General features: G+C 39.2%; 12 protein-coding genes. 10 read left to right on the top strand and 2 right to left on the bottom strand.

The genetic code is table 11. The features are described 5' to 3' along the window. Positions 1–221 precede the first annotated feature (221 nt). From R4Z09_RS19745 to R4Z09_RS19715, 7 genes are all read left to right on the top strand, one after another. Positions 222–1214 carry a DUF3231 family protein gene (locus R4Z09_RS19745; RefSeq protein WP_338448446.1) on the top strand — a complete coding sequence of 331 codons (993 nt, stop codon included), beginning with the start codon at positions 222–224 and terminating at the stop codon, positions 1212–1214. 1079 nt (positions 1215–2293) lie between these two features. Further along, positions 2294–3109 carry a formate/nitrite transporter family protein gene (locus R4Z09_RS19740; protein WP_338448445.1) on the top strand — a complete coding sequence of 272 codons (816 nt, stop codon included), beginning with the start codon at positions 2294–2296 and terminating at the stop codon, positions 3107–3109. A gap of 310 nt (positions 3110–3419) precedes the next feature. Beyond that, positions 3420–6395 carry a formate dehydrogenase subunit alpha gene (gene fdhF, locus R4Z09_RS19735; RefSeq protein ID WP_338453313.1) on the top strand — a complete coding sequence of 992 codons (2976 nt, stop codon included), beginning with the start codon at positions 3420–3422 and terminating at the stop codon, positions 6393–6395. Then, positions 6395–6874 (top strand): DUF1641 domain-containing protein, encoded by a 480-nt coding sequence (locus tag R4Z09_RS19730; RefSeq protein ID WP_338448444.1) that lies wholly within the window; start codon positions 6395–6397, stop codon positions 6872–6874. Before fdhF ends, R4Z09_RS19730 begins: the two co-directional genes overlap by 1 nt. Positions 6875–6967: 93 nt before the next feature. Continuing rightward, positions 6968–7330, top strand: coding sequence for a DUF2294 domain-containing protein (locus tag R4Z09_RS19725; protein WP_338448443.1), 363 nt, complete (start codon positions 6968–6970; stop codon positions 7328–7330). A gap of 20 nt (positions 7331–7350) precedes the next feature. Then, entirely contained in the window at positions 7351–8160 is an 810-nt protein-coding gene (gene fdhD / locus R4Z09_RS19720) for a formate dehydrogenase accessory sulfurtransferase FdhD (RefSeq protein ID WP_338448442.1), read from the top strand. Between the two features lie 370 nt (positions 8161–8530). Then, a complete protein-coding gene (locus R4Z09_RS19715) occupies positions 8531–13033 on the top strand; it encodes a lamin tail domain-containing protein (RefSeq protein ID WP_338448441.1) in 4503 nt (1500 codons plus the stop codon). Positions 13034–13251: 218 nt separating this feature from the next. Here the strand turns inward: R4Z09_RS19715 and R4Z09_RS19710 are convergent, their stop codons facing one another. Next, positions 13252–13764: a hypothetical protein gene (locus tag R4Z09_RS19710; RefSeq protein WP_338448440.1), complete on the bottom strand. Its 513-nt coding sequence runs from the start codon at positions 13762–13764 to the stop codon at positions 13252–13254. A gap of 363 nt (positions 13765–14127) precedes the next feature. Here R4Z09_RS19710 and R4Z09_RS19705 point away from each other — a divergent pair, with 363 nt between their 5' ends. The 3 genes from R4Z09_RS19705 to R4Z09_RS19695 all read left to right on the top strand — a co-directional run bounded on the left by R4Z09_RS19705 (position 14128) and on the right by R4Z09_RS19695 (position 15381). Next, positions 14128–14700, top strand: coding sequence for a TetR/AcrR family transcriptional regulator (locus tag R4Z09_RS19705; RefSeq protein ID WP_338448439.1), 573 nt, complete (start codon positions 14128–14130; stop codon positions 14698–14700). Between the two features lie 281 nt (positions 14701–14981). Then, positions 14982–15182 (top strand): hypothetical protein, encoded by a 201-nt coding sequence (locus R4Z09_RS19700; RefSeq protein ID WP_338448438.1) that lies wholly within the window; start codon positions 14982–14984, stop codon positions 15180–15182. A gap of 13 nt (positions 15183–15195) precedes the next feature. After that, positions 15196–15381 (top strand): hypothetical protein, encoded by a 186-nt coding sequence (locus R4Z09_RS19695; RefSeq protein WP_338448437.1) that lies wholly within the window; start codon positions 15196–15198, stop codon positions 15379–15381. A gap of 98 nt (positions 15382–15479) precedes the next feature. Here the strand turns inward: R4Z09_RS19695 and R4Z09_RS19690 are convergent, their stop codons facing one another. Next, on the bottom strand, positions 15480–17057 hold the full coding sequence (locus R4Z09_RS19690) for a SagB family peptide dehydrogenase (protein WP_338448436.1): 1578 nt from the start codon (positions 17055–17057) through the stop codon (positions 15480–15482). Positions 17058–17059 lie beyond the last annotated feature (2 nt).

The following is a 17059-nucleotide window of genomic DNA, read 5'->3' as shown; positions in this document are numbered from 1 at the left end:
ACTGCTTTTTAAACATCAATAACCTTACTGAATATCAATCTATTTTAGTGATCTTTTTCCAAAAAATAGATAAGTCAAAGATTGAAGATAAACAAAAAGGGTCTTAGCTAGTTAATTTGCTAAGACCCTTTTTCATTCGACGTATTGTATAGGTCGTTCATTCATATTTTTTCCTATTCTGGAGATATTATTCTTTGACGAGTTGAATAGGAGGTTTCTTAATGGAAGATAAAACCAATATTCATTTAACTGCTGCGGAAATGGCTGGTTTATGGACTCAATACATAGGCGATACAATAGTTGTTTGTATGAACAGCTATTTCTTGGAAAAAGTAGAGGATGAAGAAATACGTCCTATTATTGAATGGACACTTGATACAGCAAAAGAGAATATTTCCATTATGCAGGAATTGTTTCAAAAAGAGAATTTCCCGATACCCATTGGATTTACAGAACAAGATGTCAATACAAAGGCTCCAAGACTTTTTACAGATACTTTTATCTTAAAGCATTTAAGTCAACTGGCTGTATTTGCAATGACAGCCAGCAGTGCGGCACTAACAGTTTCGACACGTCCAGATGTTATTACTTTTCATAAACGTATATTGAATAAAGGGGTCGAATTGCAGGACAGAACACGCGATTTAATGCTAAAACAAGGGATATATGTAAAACCTCCTACTATACCTATTCCTGATAAGGTGGATTTTGTAGAAAAACAATATTATTTAACCGGTTTTTTTGGGAAAAAGAGGTCAATTAATTCACATGAAATCACTCATTTATACTTAAATACCCTAATAAATGTTATCGGTAAAGAATTAGTAACGGGATTTGCCCAGACTGCTCAAAACGAAGATGTAAAACAGTATTTTTTAAGAGGAAAAGAACTTGCCCAAAAATATGTAGATAGTTTTAGCAATTTTTTAACCAAGGAGGATCTGCCTGCCCCTATAAGTTTAGGTTCGGCTGTTTTAGATACAACCGCAAGTGTTTTTTCAGATAAGCTAATGATGTTTCATACTACAACCATGGTTGCAGCAGGAATTGGATATTATGGAACGGCGATAGCAGCAAGTCTAAGGAGAGATTTAGGACTTAAATATATGTCATTGATTCCAGAAGTCGCGCTATATGTCGAGGATGGAGCTAATATTATGATTAAACACGGCTGGATGGAGGAACCTCCACAAGCAGTCGACCATGACAAATGATTACAGAATTAAGGAATGGGACGAAGGGACAGGTCCGTTGACCCAAAGTGGAAATTATTAACTAAACAGAGCTAAATTTAGATATAGTTATTTCAATCCTGCAACACTGGAGGTTTTTTGATGCCCTTTTGTATCAAATACAGTAAAGGGTTCGGGGTTTTTTTGAAACAATAGATCGAGATGGACTGTTCTTGTTTGAAAATAATTTTGGGTCGCGGTGCCTGTCCCTCTGACTCTCTGACTATTTTATCAGACAAAATTTAAAATTTAAAAAGCGTCACAATTTATTCACAAATTATATGGAAATGTGATAATATATTATAATGTTATTAGGAAGTAGAAATTCATTGATGAAATGTAACAAAGAGTTGCATCTTTATCCTGGTTTTCTAGTTCTATAGTGGCGGGATGGATTTCTGGTATTACATAATGCTTAGATATTAACCCACCATAAAACGGTTTATGCGAATCATTTTGCATAGAAACCGCTTTATGGTGGGTTTTTTGCTTTAATAGCCAGAAATAAATGACTGTTGCATGAACCAGATAGATATTATTTTTTATAAAAGAGTAATCGACCCATTATTTTTATCGATCTATCTTTTAAAGGGATGATGTTTATTTGATTGAACTACTCCACCTTAATTTTCTAACGAAAATTTGAAGATGGAGATTCCTGGGAACACCGAGGTATCCCTTAGTTATTTAGCAGGCTATCCCCGTCGCACCGACGGTTAGCAGTACAAGTGGCGTGAGCCTCCTGCAAGTGTTTCAAACTTGTACGTTGAACTCGCCACGCACCCTACTTTAGCTTGGTTTTCGCAACTTCGGTGTGCGTGGAGGCGAATGGTGCTTGGATATTTTACAGTGCGAAGCCTTTCTCGCACTAACCCTATATATCCAGTTTTCAAAGAACAACTCACAGGAATATTATACCATGCGAACAAGTGTTTTACCTATCGCCAACCGGCATTCATCTCCCACTTATTTTTGGGCTATGCCCTGCACAAAATTGAAGTGGGAGTCTTCTGTCGGAAAAAGATAAAGAGGAAATAAAAGCGCATAAAGGGAGATGGAATATGGCATTTAATAGTCCAAATCATATTGTCCAGCAAGTGGTAGATGCTGGTGCAAAAAAAGCAAAAATGCCGGTTCGTAACACATTGATATTAGGATTTTTAGGTGGAGCATTTATCGCACTAGGGTTTCTATTAGATATTCGTGTAATCGGAAACCTGCCAGAGGAATGGGGTTCTTTCAGCTCGCTGCTTGGAGGGGCTGTTTTTCCAATCGGACTTATGCTGATTGTTATTGCCGGGGGAGAACTGCTAACGGGGAATATGTTAGCATTGCCGATGGCGATATTAGCAAAGCGTGCTACATTAGGTCAGCTAGGGAGAAATTGGTTACTTATTCTAGTAAGTAATTTTGCTGGGGCCATATTTGTCGCCTATTTCTTTGGTCATGTTGTTGGTCTAACGGAAACAGGGCCCTTTTTAACGAAAACAATCGCGATTGCTCAGGCAAAAATCGATGATACATTTATTAAAGCTTTCGTGTCTGCAATCGGATGTAACTGGCTAGTATGTTTAGCTATATGGATGGCATATGGTGCAGAAGATATTGGTGGAAAAATACTAGCGATCTGGTTCCCAATCATGGGATTCGTTGCTATCGGATTCCAGCACGTGGTTGCAAATATGTTTGTTATCCCTGCTGCCATTTTTGCAGGCAGCTTGAGCTGGACAGATTACTTTTCTAACTTAGTCCCAGTGTTTATTGGCAATGCGATCGGCGGAGGAGTATTCGTCGGTTTGATGTACTGGATGGTTTATAAAGAGTCACTACGAAGCATTCAATCTCAAGTAGAGGAAAGAATGAAGAGTGCAGTGTAATTTATTTTAATAGAATAATATATTGTATAGAGAAGCTGTTCATGATAAAACTTCGTTATCATGATCGGTTTTATTAAGTTCGCAAAAAATAAAAATACTATATTAATAGTGTTAATGATGTTAATAAATAGTGAAGGAACATTGAGGTCGAGTAATAGGTATTGCTTTGATATCCTGTTCCTTACACATGATATGGCGGGTACGATCGCTAGTATAGAACATGCTTAGATATTCTCCCCCCACAAAACGGCTCTACCAATGAAGGTATAGAGGCTGTTTTATGGGGTTTTTTTGCTTATAGGAGGGAATTATTTTGTCGGAAAAAGTGAATGTTTTAATAAATGGAATCGCTCATGAGGTTGAGCAGGGAACAAGAATTTTAGATTACCTTATTTCTCAGGAGATACAGCATCCGCATATTTGTTATTCAGAAGTACTAGGTCCGGTTCAAAGCTGTGATACATGTATGTGTGAAGTAAATGGCAGTATTATGCGGGCCTGTTCTACTGTGATAGAGGAAGGAATGAATATTCTTACTTCCTCTGAGATTGCAAAGAATGCGCAAGAAGAAGCGATGGACCGAATCTTAGAAAATCATTTATTATATTGTACGGTCTGTGATAATAACAACGGAAATTGCCGTGTCCATAATACAGCCGAAATGATGGGAGTCGAACATCAATCACGCCCGCATCGCTCTAAGGGTTATGAAGTGGATATGTCACATCCATTTTATCGCTACGACCCGGACCAATGCATTTTGTGCGGACGCTGTGTTGAAACCTGTCAAGACCTGCAGGTGAATGAAACATTATCTATTAACTGGGAAAGCGGCCAGCCCCGTGTTTTATGGGATGGCGGAAAAAGTATTAACGAATCTTCGTGTGTTTCTTGTGGACAATGTGTCACCGTTTGTCCTTGTAATGCACTAATGGAAAAATCTATGCTCGGAAATGCAGGCTTTATGACATCGATGAATGATGACTTACTTACACCAATGATTGATCTTGTAAAAGCGGTAGAGCCTGATTACAAAACAATCTTTGCGGTTTCTGAAGTAGAGGCTGCGATGCGTGATACGCGTACAAAAAAGACAAAAACCGTTTGTACCTTCTGCGGTGTAGGCTGTTCATTTGAGGTTTGGACAAAAGATCACGAAATCTTAAAAATTGAACCATCTGAAAACGCACCGGTTAACAGTGTCTCTACATGTGTCAAAGGAAAATTCGGCTGGGATTTCGTTAACTCACCAGAGCGGATTACTTCACCATTAATTCGTAAAGGTGATATGTTTGTTGAAGCAAGCTGGGAAGAGGCATTAGATCTTGTTGCAGAAAAATTAGGCGGTATTAAAGATACTTACGGAAGCGATGCACTAGGATTTATCTCCTCTTCTAAAGTGACAAATGAAGAAAACTACTTAGTTCAAAAGCTAACCCGTCAAGTATTTGGCACAAACAACGTGGACAACTGTTCCCGTTATTGCCAATCACCAGCTTCATGGGGCTTGCAGCAAACAGGCGGAATCGGGGGCGACTCTGGATCGATTAAAGACATTGCCGGTGCTGGACTTGTGATCCTTGTTGGATGTGCTCCGGCGGAGGGCCACCCTGTACTGGCTACACGCATAAAGCGTGCGCATAAGCTTCATGGCCAAAAATTAATTACAGTGGACGTACGCAGACATGAAATGGCAGACCGTGCTGATTTGTTTGTTCGTCCAAAGCAAGGGACTGACTATGTATGGCTATCCGCCATTACGAAGTACATGATTGATCAAGGATGGCATGATGAAACGTTCATTCAACAACATGTGAATCAATATGATGAATTTATAAACATGATCTCTCCCTATACGTTAGAGGAAGCGGAGAAGATTACTGGTATTTCAAAAGAGAACTTGATCCAAATGGCTGAAATGATTCGTGCTGCTGACGGCACTGCGATTTGCTGGGGTATGGGTGTTACCCAAAACATTGCCGGTTCTTATACATCTGTTGCCATTGCAAACCTTCTTCTTGCAACAGGAAATATGATGCGAAAGAATGCAGGTGCGTTCCCGCTTCGTGGTCATAACAACGTACAAGGTGCAGCAGACATGGGGACGATGCCAAATATCTTCCCTGGATATCAGTCAGTAGTGAACGACGAAATTCGTGCAAAGTTTGAGAAGGCATATGGTGTGACACTTCCTGCAAAACAGGGCCTTGATAATATTGAAATGCTTGAAGCCATTGAAAAAGGTCAAATGAAAGCTATGTATATTGTCGGTGAGGATATGGCATGGGTTGATGCCGATTCCAACCATACACAAGACATGCTTTCTAAACTCGATTTCCTTGTGGTTCAAGAAATCTTCTTAACAACAACGGCTAAATTTGCGGATGTGATTTTACCTGGAGCACCTTCCCTTGAAAAAGAAGGGACATTTACCAATACGGAACGCCGTGTACAGCGTTTATACCAGGCATTAGAGCTTACAGGTGACAGCAAGCCAGACTGGTGGATTCTTCAAGCGGTCGCAAATCGCATGGGCTTTAACTGGGGCTATGAGCATCCAAGTGAAATCTTTGCGGAAATGGCTAGTTTAACGCCATTCTTTTCTCATTGTAACTACGATGTACTTGAAGGCTGGAACAGCTTTACTTGGGGTTCACCTGACGGAACAGATACTCCAGTGTTATACCTTAACGGCTTTAACTTCCCTGACAAGAAGGCCCGTTTCGGCTTGTTTGACTATGTGCCGCCAGTTGAATTCCCGAAAGAGTTCGATCTGTCACTAGATAACGGTCGTTTGCTTGAACATTTTCATGAAGGAAACCTGACACATAAATCAGAAGGGCTTCAATACAAGTTTCCAAAGGTATTTGTCGAAGTTTCACCTGAGTTAGCGAAAGAACGCGGTGTGAAGGATGGGGCGCTTGTCCGTCTGGTCTCTCCATATGGTGCCATTCGGGTTCCTGTACTAGTTACAGACCGTATGGAAGGCAAAACGGTCTATGTACCCATGCACTCATCAAGCCATGAGAGCGCAGTGAATCTACTGACAGGGGGCGCAGTGGATGTCGTGACACACACACCTGCATATAAACAAACGAAGGTTCGAATGGAAGTTCTTGAAGCAGAGGGGGAAAATCCACTTCCGAAATTCAACCCACGGAACGCAACACGCACACCGCAAATGGGTCTTGAAATTTACCGAAAATGGGAACGCGGTGACTATGTTCCTATCGCAAGTATTAACGAACATATAACACCTGGTTTGTATGACAGGAGGAATGCGTAATGGCAAAACCGATTCAAATGATAAAAAAAGTCGAGCTTAGTGAAGAGGAAAAACAGTCGCAATCCTTGGAGAGTCTTCTCTCTGAGGTTGCAGAAAATAAAGATTCCCTGCTAGATACTCTCCACCTATTACAGGAACTTCACAACAGCGGTATTTTAGAGGCCATTAACAGTCTTGTTAAAGCAAAAGAGGAAGTGGCAAAAATTGCTGTTGGACAAATGACACGCGAGCCAGTTACGAACATTATTAATAATGCAATGGCTGCTGGCGGAGCATTAACGGAGCTTGATCCTGAGATGACAAAGAAGTTAATGGGAAGTGTGAAAAAAGGATTGGAAAAAGCAGAACAAGGACTTAAATCTAATTCAAAAGTTGGCATACTAGGATTAATGAAGGCATTAAAGGATCCGGACCTGAATCGTGCCATTGGATTCGGTTTAAATCTCCTAAAAGGTGTCGGTGAAGGATTAAAGGAATAAGAAGGAAGGAAATCCATTTGTTTATGACTGAACGAATGGATTTCCATGTATGGTTAGAAACTATTCGGAGACGCAGACAAGGGGATGCAAACAATGGGGAAAAATTTGGAACATCAATTTAGTATGCTTGTTCGGGAAATCAGAAAGGAATTTGTTGGAAATGGACCGAAGGAAATCAGTACCCGCTTTGTTGGAAACTGGGCAATTAGTGAGATGAAAGGGAACCTCACTAATGTTGAAAAGTTTATGATTAGCTCTGAACAGGGTAAGCAAATGGTACATGAGGCACGGACTAAAATGGTAAAGGAAATCTATAAGAAGCCAGAGGTAATTGATAAGTTCGAAGCATTAGTTGGAGCAAAGGTGCTGCGGCTTTTTTCAGATATTAATATTGATGAAGATATTGCGATGACTGTTTTTGTATTCGATCAATCAGTTGATCTAAAAGCCAAATGAGACAAGGGGGGGCAGGGACTATGGATCGGCAAATGCTCGTAACCAACCAAGTGTTGCGTTTTGAAAATGGAGAAGTTCACCTTGTTGAGGATGTAATCGTAACAGAATTTCCGGTTACAATTATGTTAAATGGTCAAGAATTTGCGACCTTAGTATGCAGTCCAGAAGATATGGAGGAACTTGTAGTCGGATTTTTGGCATCAGAGGGGATTATTAGCCGCTATGAGGATATAAAGGAGATTCAAGTGATTGAAACAATAGGCAAGGCTATTGTTACGACAAATCGTGTAAATAAATTGAATGAAATGTTCCACTCCAAGCGGTATGTGACATCGTGCTGTGGCAAGAGCCGTCAGAGTTTTTACTTTTATAATGATGCAAGAACGGTAAAGCCGATTGAAACAAAAAATAAAGTGCTTTCCATTCAGGATTGCTTTCGCCTCATGGAGAAATTGCAAAAATCATCAACGGTTTTTCAAAATACGGGCGGTGTTCATAATGCAGCCCTATGTGATGAAAATGACATAGTTGTCGCCAGGTCTGACATTGGCAGACATAATGCATTGGATAAAATTTATGGCTATTGTCTTAAACATTCTATATCAATAGAGGATAAAGTCATTGCATTCAGCGGCCGAATTTCATCAGAAATATTATTAAAGGCAGCAAAAATTAAATGTGGGATTGTCCTTTCAAAATCTGCACCAACTGAACTGGCATTGCGCTTAGCAGAAGAACTTGGTATTACCACAGTCGGTTTTATTCGTAACAAAACTTTAAATATCTATACAAATCCTGAACGAATTATCACGTCTGAGATGGCGAAATAACAGCTGCCACTCTATCTAAGCAAAGTGGTCATTTACCAAAAAAAAGTAATATTGAGTTATGGGGAAGGGTTTCCTAGGAAGAGTCCCGTTTCAAGGAATACGAACGCCCATCGCCATTGAGTAACTGGGAGATAAATGATCCTATTCATACTATCTAAATATTGGAGTTTTTTTATCCAAATGCAAGAAGCATAAATAGATGCTGCACACATACTCTTGGACAGGTACCTGCGACCCATTTTGGGTCGCGGTGCCTGTCCCTCTGACCCTCCATCTTTACATTACTTAACATGGAATTAACATTCTATTAGAAATTGTTAAGTAAAATTGACAAGTGTAAATATTTTGTCAGGACAACTAGGAGGATGTCATGAAGAAAAAAGGGGAAATGAATTTATTTTTCAAGTATTTAATCGTTTTTTGTCTTATTTTTATTCAACTAACACCAATTGTATCAATCGTCCATGCTGAAGAGGGAGGAGAGAATCCATCTTCAAATGATACTGAAGTGAAGTCGACGAAAGAGGCAGCAAATTCAACTGCAGCAGATATAAATTCACCATCTGCAGTTCAGGAAAATTCCAATGTCTATCCGCCTCTGTTGATTACGGAAATCTCACCGGATTCAGCGGGCAGTGATGACTACGAGTTTTTCGAAGTCTATAATAATACCAATCAACCGCTATCTTTAAATAATTATACGTTTTCTTATGTGTATACAGATGGAGGTTCTGCGGACAAAGCTTTTCCGATTCCGGAAAACACTGTGATCCAGCCGCAACAGACCTTGGTATTTTGGTTTAACAATCAAGGAAAGGCTCCAGCTGATTTTAATGCCTTTTTTAATACCAATCTGCCAGAAGAGCAAATCATCTCTTATAAAGACCAATTTCCTGGTTTTTCGAATGGGGGAAACAGGGGATTAGCAATCAAAAATAAAGCAGGTCAGACAATCGTTTCTGCCAGCTATCTACCTGGTGAAACCGGTGCCGGCAAGGTCGTTCAATATCAATATCCAAAAACAAATACAGAAATGGACAAGCTGGCCACACTAGCCAATCCGACACCAGGAACATCTGAGTCAATTCAGGTTCCTGCTATACCAGTGAATCTGGATGAGATTCCCGAAGATCTTGTAGCACCAGTGATTGAACATACACCGGTGACAGGTAGTGAGGCCTACATAGATATTGTGGTGGAAGCCAAAATAACAGATGATCTGTCTGTTCCATATGCGACTCTTTACTATAAAAAAGAGGGCGATGAAACCTTCACTGCGTTATCAATGAAGGCGGCTGCAGAAAATCCTGCCCATTTTACTATAGCCATTCCGAGTATGGATGTCGAATCCAATCTGACTTATTATATCGAGGCATCAGATGGGAAGAATTCAAGCAGAACGGAAGAACATCAAATCACCGTTGCTCAGCCGAATCTTGATTTTAATAGAATACCAGCCTTGCTTGTGACAGAAGTAGTGCCGGATTCTGCGAATGTGGACGGTGCGGACGGGTATGAATTTATCGAAATCTATAATAATACCAATCAGTCAATAAAATTTGAAGATTACAAGATTCAATATCGTTATGGTACAGATCCTGAAACCGATGTGATTTGGGAGTCGGTGCCTGATGACTTTGAAATTCCATCAAAGGGAACCGTTGTGTTCTGGATTATCAATGATAAAAATAGGAAGAAAACAGTAGCTGATTTTAATGCCCATTACAAAACAAACATTGTAGAAAATAAGGATATTGTTAAAATTCACTCAGCAGGGATGGCTAATGGCAGCACCAGAGGAATATTGGTGGCAACGAATACCGATATGGAAAGCTCTGTTGCTTACTATAATGAAGAATCAGGTGTAGACGATACCAATGCCGATAAGGGAATCTTCTACAAATACCCTGTTGATGGAACGAATCAAATGGTTAAAATGAGTGCAGGCAAAGAAGCAGCAACTCCTGGTAAGGTTTCGCAGGCGCAGGTTCCAGCCAAAACCGTACAAGTTCCTGATGATACGAGTGCACCAACAATAGAAGATCTAACAGGAAAGACGGAAAACAATCAAAAAGAAGATTTAATCTTAACTGCCGATGCTAAAGATGATCAAATGGTAAAAACAGTTGCTCTTTTTTATAAAAATAATGAGCAATCCGACTATAAAAAGGTACTGTTACAGCAGGATTATAATGATCTGCTCTATCATTTTACCGTCTATTCACCTGATTTAATTGCAAAACAATCTATTGAATACTACTATATGGTCTCGGATGGTAAAAATATTTTCAAAACCGAAACGTATAAAGTCAATATCACTAGTGATCAAAATCCTGATCCTTTAAGACTCAATTTGAAAAATGAAGAATTTCTTTCAGGAGAAAAAACAGTAAAAGCAACATCTAATGCGGCGGCACCCGAAAAGGTGAAACTCTTTATCGCTGAAAAGGAAATCACGGACAACACGTACCGTTCCCTTGAAGGTGAGAGCTATTTTGCTTTTGAAGTCAGCGGGGTTAATACCTTCTTCCAAAATGGTGTAACAATGGGCGATGAGGTCCTTCGCATTTTTGACGATTGGATTCCGCAATGGAAAACCATCACCGTTCCGATCCAGCCGGATAAATTAAAAGAAGGGGCCAATGTTTTTACGATTCGTTCAGGGGATAAAGCGACACCATTTCCAACAGAAAATGGCGAAAACCGTGATAATTACAGCTTACGTAACGTACGGCTTGTGTTAGCGGATGGCACGGTGATTCAAGATTCAAGCTACAAGAATCCGGAAGAAGTGATTGCCATGAATGATGCGAATGCGGCAGTTGACTTCTCGATGAACATTCCAGCAGAAAAAATGTTATCAAAAACATATAAATGGGATACCACAACAGCAGAGGATGGTGAATATACAATCCATGCGGAAGATGCTGTGAATCCTGAAGTGAATGTAAAAGTGAAAGTGGATAACACGGCACCTGTGATTGCAACGAACGTGGAAAAAAATAAAGAATATAAAGGGAAGTTTACGATTGAAGCAAACATTCATGATGCATTAGCCGGGGTGGAAACAACGGAAATTAAACTGGATGATGAAGTCATAACAGTACCATATGAAACGTCATCTGCTCAATTATCTCCAGGGAAACATACATTGACGATTACAGCTGAGGATAAAATTGGAAACAAAACAGAGCTAGAGGTGCCATTTTCGGTTGTAGATGAATTACCTGCAAAACCGAAACTCATTTCACCACAGGCCGGAGCCAATGATGAGAAACAAACGGCCCATTTAAAAATCAATGTAACCGATCCAACGAACGATAATCTAATGGTTTCCTTTTATAAAGGCTTCCAGTACAACGCAGCGAATACGGATCAAGTAAAGGTATTTAAAAACGCTGCCGATATTGAACCTCCAAATGAAATGGTTCCTGCAGGGGAGACAGCACTTGTAGAAGAGGAAATTTCAAAAATCTCTGCATCTGACGATGACTATTTAGTCACAGATTCCGAAACTCAATTTCCGTATCATCGTTTTGATGTAACGATTGACGATTCTGTTGATGAATCTGATACGGTGGAACTGGTATGGGAAGGCCGTTCATTAGAAGGCAGAAAAGTATCTATGTATGCGTGGAGCCATGAAAAAAATGAATGGATCATGCTTGATCACCACATCGCAGGAAAAGAAGATTTTACCTTGAAGGAAAATGTGAATGCAGGGGAATTTGTCAAGGATCGTAAAATCAATGTTCTTGTACAAGATGAAATTCCAGTTTCTCCAGATGACTACGATTATACATTTGTCTGGATGTCGGATACCCAGTATTATTCAGAAAGCTTTCCGTACATATTTGACCGTCAAACCCAATGGATTGTAGAAAATCAAGAGGCTATGAAGATTAAGTATGTATTCCATACAGGGGATTTAGTTGATGAAAGTGATAAGGAAGAGCAATGGAATAACGCTGATCAATTTATGAAAACTCTTGATGATGCGAACATTCCAAATGGAGTTTTGGCGGGAAATCATGATGTGGATCATAAAACATCTGATTATACCCAATTTTACCGTTTCTTTGGAGAGGACCGCTATAAAGACCGTCCTTACTATGGAGGTTCGTACAAAAATAACCGCGGCCACTATGATTTAATTTCAGCAAACGGCAATGACTATATCATGGTGTATATGGGCTGGGGAGTGGATGATGAATCCATTAACTGGATCAATCAAGTGTTAGCTGAGCACCCAGACCGAAAAGCAATCTTGAACTTCCATGAATATTTACTTTCAACCGGGACAAGACACCCGCTGGGCGATAAGCTATACAACCAAATCGTCGTTCCAAACAAAAATGTCATAGCTGTTTTATCAGGACACTATCATGAAGCCCAAACCTTAGTCGATTCGATTGATGATGACGGGGACGGAAATCCAGATCGTAAGGTATATCAATTGCTTGCTGACTATCAAGCAGGTCCTGAAGGCGGTCAAGGATACATGCGTCTGCTTCACTTTGATCAAGATCAAAACCGAATCATCGTTAATACGTATTCACCATACATGAACGATTATAATTTTTATGATAATGACAAGTATCCGGAAAAAGACGAGTTTGTGATTGATTTGACCCTTGAAGCACAGCAAAAGAGAATTGCAACTGATAACTTTACGGTCAATGTCTACACAGATACACTAATCGGCCAGAAGAATAACGTGAAAAGCGGAAAAGACGTACAAGTTCCATGGAATCAATTAGAATTAAACAAACGTTATGCCTGGTATGCTGTAGTCGAGGATGACTACACAGGAAGAACCGTTTCCGACATTTGGACTTTTACCACTGGTGATGGAAATCGTTCGAAAAATTAGAAGTTTGAATTCTATAATGTGAGGTAATAAAGTAAAGTGGAAAACTGGTCAATAACATGACTGGTTTTCCTTTTTTTTAAGAAATAGAGGTCCACGCTTCTAAAAAGTCATCCTTTTGGATATGAAAAATTTAGGTTCTTTTAGAGAAACCCATTTAAAAAATTTCGGATTGCTTCCCCTTTTCTAGTGGAACAAAAAAGTAAAAGGCAATTTGCCCTTTACTTCAATAACTCCCAGCCGGATGGTTGTTTTTCTTTTCTAATTTCTCTGTAACCAGCTTTTCTTTTTACTGATAGTGGCGAACCAAAGATATAAGTTAGTAGTGAATAAATTTTAATTACTTCTTGTCCGTTTAGATTAATTTCCTTGGTTGGTTTATAAGTATCGCCGCTAGTGTCATCAGCTTCGTAAAAGGTTAGGATTCCACTAGAAATACAACATACAATGGTAGGTTGGTTATGACTAAGGGTTTGTACAGTTTCATAGTCATATTTTAAACTATTTGTACTTTCTACTTCCCTAAAACAATCTTCTAAATCAGCTTTGACCAAAAATTTATAAAGCCTTTTAACAGAATCTTCTCCATTTATTGTAATTGAATTAGAAGGTGTTTGGAAATATTCATCTTTGTAAGAAGATTTAAAGATAGTTAATCGAAAGGAAGAATCGGTTTCAACGAAGGAAGCAATACTTTTTGCGTTTTTCAATTGCATTGTAAATACTCTTTGCATAGAATATCCCCTTTATTGTTAATTAGTAAAACATATGAAGTAATTGAGAGATTCATAACAAATAAAATGAAATGAATTTGAAATTATTATTAATTCGAGGGAACTTGTTGGCTGGTAGTTAAAGCACTTCATTTTTGAAAAAGGGAAGAGCGTGATCTTAGGTTATTGAGTAAATATTGCATGCATGAAGTTCTTTTGACAAGCAACCGTACCTGGATGGTGTCTGGCACCTTGTCTTTATAATCGTCTTGCCTTATGATTGTATTTTATCGATAATGAAACCATCAGGACACCTATAGATCATTGGATTGGTTTTTTATCCAATATATGTAATAAATGGTTTAAAATGGGAGGTAGAGGGATATGGTTCAACCAAAGACGGACCCTCGAGTTCTTCGTACTCGCAAATTAATTATGGATTCGTTTATTGAACTTTCGGGAAAAAAAGAATTCAAGGATATCACCGTTAAGGATATTACAACAGAGGCGATGATCAATCGTGCCACATTTTACTATCATTTTGAAGATATATACGACTTATTAGATAAGGTATTATCAGAAGTATTATCGATTAATTTGGATGGTCATATCTACGAGAAAAATGAAATAAACGAAGAATTATTAATTCGTATCTTCATAGCGATAACGAACTTTCAAAAGTCTCTATCAACTCGTTGTCATAGAGGATACGAAGATACGATTGCCCGTATTATTAAGGAACAGCTCGAAATCATATTTTATAAAATGCTGTTGAAACAAAATACAACAGAAAAGGATGAAACTCTTAAAATGACTGCTGTCATACTAAGCTGGGGAATGTACGGAGCTTCTGTAGAGTGGAGAAGAAATAGTCAGCAAATACCGCCGGAAGAATTTATCCAATCAGCTATTCCGTTTATATTTTCAGGGATTGATTTTGTTTCTAAAAATAAGTGATGCTTAAGGCTTTATTGATAATAGAAAAAAGACCGTAACAATCTAAACAAATAGATCGTTAGGATGGTGCCTGGCACCTAGCTATGATATTGTGTGAAGTAAAAAAGACAGTCACTACCAAGAAAAATGGATGGTGACTGTCTCTTTTTTTGATGTATAAAACCAATGCTCATGAATTCCCAGTAACATAGGTTTATTTATTAAGATTAAAAAGCAGCAGCTGGGACAAAAGGAAAATATTTTTAATGTTATTGAAGAAAATAATAGAAGGAGGTGGAAAAATGCCTAAGGAGAATGAATTTCCCAATATTCCTAGTCCATTTTCAGCTGAACTTGATGCAGTAATGAGGGATGATCAAAAATTTGAAAGCTCCGATTCTCAAGCAACGGATAAAAGTAGTAAGGATTTAAACCGATTGGTGTCAATGGATGCAGGTATCCCAACGGATTCATTGGTCCTTGATGAACCAAAAAACGGATAAAGGAGATATAAAATTGAAAGAATTCGAAACGAGTGGTACTTTAGTACAAAAACAAATGCCTAAAGTACGAATCGATACAGAGTCTCAATCTGTAGAAAAAAAGCAGCATCAAATGCGAAATCCTGTGGCGGAAGCGCAGAAACAGATATCATCTCAAGAAACTGCAGGGGTTACTTCTCAACAAGAGGAGCTTTCCTAAACCTAGGACATTGGCACAGTCCGTTGTCCCAGAGAGAATGAAGTAGACAAAAGTGCCAGGTACATTTATTTTCTGAATGATACCTGGCGCTTTATCTTCTAACTATGCAAACTCCCTTTTAACCAGGCACGGGGGCGGTAGTGACCCACCGGAATCTGGATCAAGCTTGTTTTTCCTTGTGAATCGATCCCATACAGTTCATCACATTGTCCCGCATTGAATCCCAGCAGTGGATGGCCTCCCATTCCTAAAGCACTCGATACTAAGAGCAGCCGCTGCACCAGAATACCTGCTTCCATCTGTTGAATCCGATATCCTCTATATCCCAATTTTTCTTTGAGGTGGTCCCTGTCTCCAACCACATGAATACAGATAGGAACCTGATACATATTTACATTTGGCATGGTTAATCCTTCTTGTAAAAATTGCCGGTAATCCCCAAGGGTTATTCTCTGAAGTCCATGTGCTCCACTGTCATAAGAGTAGGCACCATTTGGAACTCCTTCCACGTTATACAAACTAGCAAACAATGAAACACGAGTCTCAATATTTCCATATGCGGCATCAAGATCATTCCGATAGGAGAAGGAAAAGATTTCTTTGAACAAAGCAGATAGCTGGATTTGGCTCACTTTTTCCATGATAAAATCAATATCAGGTGAATGCCGCTTCCTGCAAATGGACGTGAAATCATAGGAAAGGTACTTCGTAAAGGGCAAGAGAATCATCTCCGAACCTATGGAGCCCTTGACTCGATTCTTTTCCTTTAGCTTCAGGAATGATTGGGTTGTTTCAAATTTTGCAGCTTCATTGAGTTTGATCAGCATCGGATAATCGATGATTCTCTTTGAACGGTTATAAGTAACATGCTCAAGCGGCGGTATTTCTTGGCACAAATCACTAGCAGAAACCATGACCTCTTCTCTAGTATGATCTCTGTTAGCAAAATGGAACGATTGATTGGTAGATAATGGAATAACCGCATAAACACTTTCTTCTTGTTCGGATAGTCCAAGCAAATGATTGATCGAACGATCAAGAAATTGGTAGCAAACCGTTGAAGATAACCCCATCCGATTGGCCACTTCTAACGTTTGCCCAATAATGACACCTGCATCTAATCCCTGAAGTCTATAGGAAAAATTATTGTATTTATAGAAATTTTTCCAAAAAAGAGTGGAGACAAACACAGTGCAAAAACAGTCTGAAATAGGACAATGATTTTTAAGACTTTTAGATAAGTAGGAATCGTAATTTCCCTTCCGCAGCAAAAGGAGGCGATGGTGTGCGGCATCGTAATGGTAAATTCCCTTTGGAGCGTCATCAAGCGAAATATACACATATAATTCATTGGGGTACAATGCTCCTCCAGAAGGAACAAATCTGCGTAATGACTGGGTATAGCTCACAGCCTTTTCTTGTGGGTTCAAAACCATTTGGGAACATTGGGTAATACCGTATACATACCATAAGAAATGACCTAACTCTGTCAGGCTGGGTTTGACATGAGTTCTTCTCTTTAATGTTAATGGCACTTCTCCGGATAGGGGAATCTCTGGTAAGCCGCGGTATATTTTATAGGGGAGAGGTGCGTCTTCCCAATCGACTTGCCAATCCGGAGGGAAAATTTTATCCGAGTCAAAATGGAGATCGTGTAGAAATGCTTCAAGTTCCAATC

This window comes from Niallia oryzisoli (genome assembly GCF_036670025.1).
Classification (GTDB): Bacteria; Bacillota; Bacilli; order Bacillales; family Cytobacillaceae; genus Bacillus_BD; species Bacillus_BD oryzisoli.
Note: the sequence above shows the minus strand (reverse complement) of the source record. Positions and strands in the feature narration are given on the sequence as shown.